This window comes from Actinomyces sp. S6-Spd3 (genome assembly GCF_000758755.1).
In the GTDB taxonomy this organism is placed as follows: domain Bacteria; phylum Actinomycetota; class Actinomycetes; order Actinomycetales; family Actinomycetaceae; genus Pauljensenia.
In genome coordinates, this window is sequence record NZ_JRMV01000258.1 from 1 (window position 1) to 783 (window position 783).

Genomic DNA, 783 nt, shown 5'->3' on the forward strand with positions numbered 1-783 from the left:
GGATCACAATGCGTTTGAACAACTACAAAAAGAGATAGCGCCTGACAATCTTGAGATCGGGTTGCGCCGCCCCGCTGCTAAACCGATTCCAGCGGCAACCGGATTCCAGTTCCGTCACGACGATGCGGACTTCACCACTGCAGTGCACCGTTGTACTGGCGTGTCTAAATGCCGCGCGGACAACAGTGGGGGCGGGGAGTTCATGTGCCCCTCGTTCAATGCAACCAAGAATGAAATTGATTCCACGAGGGGCCGAGCGCGGGTCCTCGAAGAACTAGCCAACGGTGAGCTCATCGCAACGTGGGATGATCCGCGCGTGACGCGCGCTCTTGACCTGTGTCTTGCTTGCAAGGCGTGTGCGGCGGATTGCCCGGCGGGGATTGACATGGCGAAATACCGGTCCGAGGTCTACTACCGGCGCTATCGGGGAAAGGTGCGCCCCGCCTCGCACTATCTTCTTGGGCGCCTGCCGGTGTGGACCAGGCTAACCGCCACCATCCCCGGAATGGCGGCGATATCTAATACCGCAATGAAGATTCCTCCGATACGAAATCTCGCATTCAAAATTGCCGGCATTGACGCTCGCAGGCAGATGCCGCATTTGCAAAGCCATCTGTTTAACAACTGGGCGCCAAAGCATACTTGCGCGCGTAAAACCAGCTCCGTACCTCGATCCGATAACGGGAAGAAGTATGTTGTGCTGTGGGCAGATTCGTTCTCGCAGTCCATTAATGACGAGGGTGCCCGAGACATGATTGAGGTCTTGGTATTAGCCGGATACAC

1 protein-coding gene is annotated in these 783 nt (G+C 56.6%); it reads left to right on the forward strand.

The window, feature by feature from the left end; genetic code table 11:
• Window positions 1–202: 202 nt before the first annotated feature.
• On the forward strand, window positions 203–783 hold a 581-nt coding region (locus HMPREF1627_RS02050), incomplete at its 3' end, for a 4Fe-4S dicluster domain-containing protein (RefSeq protein WP_234305206.1).